We start from the raw sequence: 4450 nt of genomic DNA, 5'->3' as shown, positions 1-4450 counted from the left end.
GCACCGGACCACGCCGCCACGGCGGGAGCGGGCAGAGGACCGGCCAACGAACGTGAAGAACTTCTGTGCGCCGCGTTCGCGGAAGTCCTCGGTCTCGAGAGTGTCGGTGTCGACGACGACTTCTTCGAGCTGGGCGGTCACTCGCTGATCGCGGTCCGTCTCGTGGAACTGCTGCGCTCCCGGGGCGTGTCGGTGTCGGTGCGGGCTCTGTTCGACACCCCGACGGTGGCCAGTCTGGCGGCTGCGGCGGGTGCGGAGCAGGTGGTGGTGCCGGACAACCGCATTCCTGCCGATGCGACCGTGATCACGCCGGAGATGCTGCCGATGGTCGACCTGTCGGTCGCCGAGGTCGAGCGGATCGTCGCCACGGTCGAGGGCGGTGCGGCGAACGTGGCGGACGTCTATCCGCTGGCCCCCTTGCAGGAGGGCCTTCTCTTCCATCACATGCTCGCCGAGGGCGGCGAGGACGCCTATGTGATGCCGGCGGTGCTGGAGTTCGACACCCGCGAGCGGCTCGACAGGTTTGTGGCCGCCTTCCAGAGCGTGGTGGACCGCCAGGACATCTACCGGACGTCGCTCGTCTGGGAGGGGCTGCGTGAACCGGTCCAGGTGGTGTGGCGCCGTGCTCCGCTGCACATCAGGGAGACGGAACTGGACCCCCACGGCTCCGACCCGGTAGCCGAGTTGGTCGCGATCGGCGGGATGACGATGGACCTCGGCCGCGCCCCGCTCATCGACCTGCACATCGCGGCGGACCCCGGCGCCGACCGCTGGCTCGCTCTCCTGCGTGTGCACCACGTCGTGCGCGACGGCACCGGGCTGGAGGTTCTGCTGGGTGAAGTGGAGGCCTTCCTAGAGGGACGGGAGGCCGAACTGCCCGAGCCCCTGCCGTACCGGAACTTCGTGGCGCAGGCACGCGGCGGCATCGCGCGTGCCGACCACGAGCGGTACTTCGCCGACCTGCTGGGCGACGTCACGGAGCCGACCGCGCCGTTCGGGCTGGTCGACGTGCGCGGGGACGGCTTGGACGTGGCCCGGGCGCAGATCACGCTCACCACGGAGCTGGACGAACGGCTGCGTGCGGCCGCCCGCCGCGCCGGCGTGAGCCCGGCGACGGTGATGCACGTGGCCTGGGCACGGCTCGTGGCGGCGCTCAGCGGACGCGACGACGTGGTCTTCGGCACCGTGCTGTTCGGGCGGATGAACGCCGGAGCGGGCGCGGACCGGGTCGCCGGCCCGTTCATCAACACGCTCCCGGTCCGGGTCCGTTTCGACGAACAGGGCGTACTGGCAGCGGTGTCGGCGATGCGGAGCCAGCTGGCGGCGCTGATGGAACATGAGCACGCCCCGCTGGTCGTGGCCCAGCAGGCCAGCGGGGTGGCCCCCGAGGCACCCCTCTTCACGACCTACATCAACTACCGACGCAACACCGGGCAGGACCTGGACGAGCGCTGGGACGGGGCGATGGAGGGCACCCGGCTGGTGTTCGCCCACGAGCGCACCAACTTCCCGGTGGGTGTCTCGATCGCCGACGACGGCCGGGCCCTGGTGTTGTTCGTGGACGCCGTCGCGTCCGTGGACGCGGAAGCCGTCGGTGTACGCCTCCGCAACGCTGTCGAGGGCCTGGTGTCCGGGCTGGAAGCCGCTCTGGACGGAGGTCCGGATCTGCCGCTGAGCGCGGTGGACGTGCTGGACGACAGTGAGCGTCACCGGCTGCTGGTGGAGTGGAACGACACCACGGCGGACCTCGTTCCCATGACGCTGCCGGACCTGTTCGAGGCGCAGGTGGCGCGGACGCCGGACGCGGTGGCGGTCGTCGCCGAGGGCGTCCGGTTGTCGTACGCGGAGCTGGACGCGCGGGCGAACCGGCTCGCCCGGCTGCTGGCCGGCCAGGGAGCCGGACCGGAGTCGGTGGTCGGCGTGTGCCTGGAGCACGGCGTCGACCGGGTGGCGGCGCTGCTGGGCGTACTGAAGTCCGGGGCTGCGTATCTGCTGATCGAGCCGGAGCAGTCGACGGAGCGTACGGCTGCCCTGGTCGCGGACACCGGCCTGGCCCTGACGGTGACGGCGGCCGGTCCTGCCCGGGCGCTGCCCCGGGGGGTGACACGGGTGGTGCTGGACGATCCGGAGACAGTCGGGGAACTGGCTGCTCTGGCCCCCGAGGGTGTGGTCCGCGACGGGCTGCGGCCGGAGCATCCGGCCTGCGTCACGGTCGCGTCGGACCCCTCCGGGCAGCCGCCGGCCGTAGTGGTCGAGCACCGGTCGATGGCGGGCCTGCTGATGGCGCGGGCGGCGTCCGAGCCCGGCCAGGAGGACCGGGGCACGCGGCTGCCGGTGCCGACACCCTCCCTGGTGTCCGAGACGTTCGGCCCGCTGGTGTCCGGCGGCCGCGTCGAACTTCTTCCGGAAGGGGGGACGGCGGACCGGCGGGCCACCATGAACGCCCGGGTCTACGTACTGGACAGGCGACTGCGCCCCGCTCCGGTCGGTGTCACGGGTGAGCTGTACGTCGCCGGGGCCGGTACGGCGCGCGGCTACCTGGGCCGTGCGGCCCTGACCGCCGAGCGCTTCGTGGCATCCCCGTTCTCGGCGACCGGTGAACGGCTGTACCGCACCGGGGACCTGGCCCGGTGGAGCGCCGACGGACGGATCGAGTATCCGGCCCGCGCGGCGGCGAAGGCCGGCAGCGGACCGGAGGCCACGGCCGAGCCCCAGTCCGGCACCACGGGCACCGCCAGGAACCGCAAACCGGCGAACGTGCGGGAGGAGATCCTGCGCAGCCTGTTCGCCGACGTCCTCGGAGTCCGGAACCTCAGTGTCGACGACGACTTCTTCGCCATCGGCGGCCACTCCCTTCAAGCGGTCCGGCTGGTCAGCCGCATCCGGTCGGTGCTCGGCGTCGAGATGCCGTTGCGCATGCTGTTCGAGGCGCCCACGGTCGCCAGGCTCGCGACCCATCTGGCCCACTCGACGGAGGCGGCCCGAACGGCGCTCACAGCCGCCGAGCGGCCCGACCGTGTACCGCTGTCCTTCGCCCAGCAGAGGCAGTGGTTCCTCGGCCAGCTGGAGGGCCCGAGCGCGACGTACAACGTAAGGTCCGTGCTGCGCCTGACGGGCGAGGTGGACAAGGACGCACTCGACGCCGCCCTCCGGGACGTCATCGTGCGGCACGAGGTGCTGCGCACGGTGTTCCTGACGGCCGACGGCGAGCCCTACCAGCACATCCTCGACGTGAACGACCTGTCCTGGGCGCTTCGGACGACGCAGGAGACACCGGCCGGGCTCGAGAAGGCCATCGCGGACGCCGAGGCGTACGCGTTCGACCTCGCCACCGAGATTCCGATCCGGGCCTCGCTGTTCGAAGCCGGGACGGAACGCGTGCTGGTTCTGGTGATGCACCACATCGTCGGCGACGGCTGGTCCATGGGACCGCTGGCCCGGGACCTGTCGGTGGCGTACACGGCGCGGTGCGCGGGCCGTGCGCCCGAGTGGGAGCCGCTGCCGGTGCAGTACGCCGACTACGCACTGTGGCAAAAACAGTTGCTGGGCAACGAGGGCGACGCAGAAAGTCTGATGGCACGTCAGGTCAGTTACTGGCGCGAGACCCTGGCAGGTGCGCCGGAGGAGCTGGAGCTGCCGTTCGACCGGCCGCGTCCGGCCGTGGCCTCGCATCGCGGGCACCACGTGGCACTGGAGATTCCGGCCGAGGTGCACGCGCGGCTGGCGGAGGTGGCCAGGTCCGAGGGCGTGACGATGTTCATGGTCCTCCAGGCCGCGCTGGCGGTGCTGCTGTCGCGCCTCGGCGCGGGCACCGACATCCCGATCGGCTCGCCGAACGCAGGGCGTACGGACGAGGCGCTCAACGACTTGGTCGGTTTCTTCGTGAACACCCTGGTCCTCCGTACGGACCTGTCGGGTGATCCCACGTTCCGTGAGGCGCTGGGCAGGGTGCGGGAGCGGAGTCTGTCGGCGTTCGCGCGCCAGGACGTGCCGTTCGAGAAGCTGGTCGAGGAACTCGCTCCGACCCGCTCACTCGCCCGCCACCCGTTGTTCCAGGTCATGCTCACCCTGCAGAACAACGATGAGGCAGAGCTCAGCCTGCCCGGTCTGGCAGTGGAGGGGCTGCGCGGCGGCTCCTCCGTGGCCAACTTCGACCTGGACTTCTCGGTCGAGGAACAGTTCGACGAGACCGGTACGCCGGCCGGACTGACCGGTTCGCTGCGCGCGGCGGCGGACCTGTTCGACGCGGACACCGCCGGCCGGATCGGGGAGCGGCTGCAGCGCGTCCTCACGGCACTGGCCGACGATCCGCAGCAGACCGTCGGTTCTGTGGATGTCTTCGGTGTGGGTGAGCGGCGTCGGGTGTTGGTGGAGTGGAACGACACGGCGGTTGAGGTTGTGCCGGGGACGGTGCCGGGGTTGTTCGAGGCGCAGGTGGTGCGGACGCCGG

General features: G+C 71.3%; 1 protein-coding gene. It reads left to right on the top strand.

Annotated elements, in window-relative coordinates; all coding sequences use genetic code 11:
• Positions 1 to 63: 63 nt before the first annotated feature.
• Positions 64 to 4450 (top strand): condensation domain-containing protein (locus ACFT4A_RS42245; protein WP_382841983.1); only part of this gene is annotated, 4387 nt, incomplete at its 3' end.

Source organism: Streptomyces sp. NPDC057099, from assembly GCF_042671245.1.
GTDB lineage: Bacteria > Actinomycetota > Actinomycetes > Streptomycetales > Streptomycetaceae > Streptomyces > Streptomyces purpurascens.
This window is presented reverse-complemented; position numbering and strand designations above follow the sequence as displayed.